This is a genomic window from Brevibacillus laterosporus (genome assembly GCF_030489605.1).
Taxonomy (GTDB): Bacteria; Bacillota; Bacilli; order Brevibacillales; family Brevibacillaceae; genus Brevibacillus_B; species Brevibacillus_B laterosporus_E.
The window spans coordinates 1-881 of sequence record NZ_JAUKFY010000067.1 but is presented as its reverse complement, the minus strand read 5'-3'; the positions used below and the strand labels follow the sequence as shown (position 1 = coordinate 881).

The 881-nt window shown below is 46.2% G+C and carries 1 pseudogene; it reads right to left on the bottom strand.

Features of this window, described 5'->3' with window-relative positions:
- Positions 1-881: pseudogene (locus QZ995_RS23675) on the bottom strand (phage tail tape measure protein); the annotation flags it as partial.

Below are 881 nucleotides of genomic sequence, written 5' to 3'. Positions count from 1 at the left end.
GTACTCGCTGCATCTTCAGCCGATTGCTTTACCCATGCGATTCCGTTTGTTATGCCTTCAGCAAACATTTTCATCAAATTTTCGCCCCACTGTACTGCTTCAGAAGGAAGGCCTGACAGCCAATCCCATACGGCAGAGGCTTTCTCCTTGATGTATTTCCAAAGGGCTGTCATTTTGTCACGGAATCCTAAAAAGTTAGAGTTCCAAGCCGCTATACCAGCCACCACTAACGCTGTTGCTCCAGCAATGATCCACCCGACTGGTCCTAAACCAATCACCCAGGCTAAGGCAACACGTCCGCCCATCCACAAAGCACGTGCAGCTAACCACGCAAAGCTTCCACCAAGTTTAGCGATCTGCATAATGCCTTTCCCTATTAACCTAGCATTTGCCCCCATCACTCTCGCAAATAAGCCGCCAAAACGCGTGATAGCTGGCATTACACCAATTATCCGTTTGCCCACTGCAAAAAAGGCAGTACCAATACGCGTAATGCCTGAAACACCAGGTATTTTTTTTAGGAGAGCGAAAGTCTTTTTGAAAATCCTACCAAACTTTTTCATTTCAACCTCTCCACGAATAAAAGCACCAAAAAACTTAATAGGGCCTCCGATTCTACCTACAGCACTCATTACCCCTCTTAGCTTGCTTAACGTCGAGACAGTCCTATCAAGGGCTTTACCTCCAATAAATAGGGCTGCTATTCCTCCAGCCGCTTTAAGCCAGCTAGGTGGTTTCCAAGACAGAACCTCTTTACCCTCCGGATCGTTGCCTACTCTCTCCGTTTTTCGTGAGAACCCAAAGAAACTTTCAATTTTGCCCTTATTAGTGCCAACCCATTCCTCTATTCGTTTAAACTGTTCTTCAAGCGAATCTCCGAT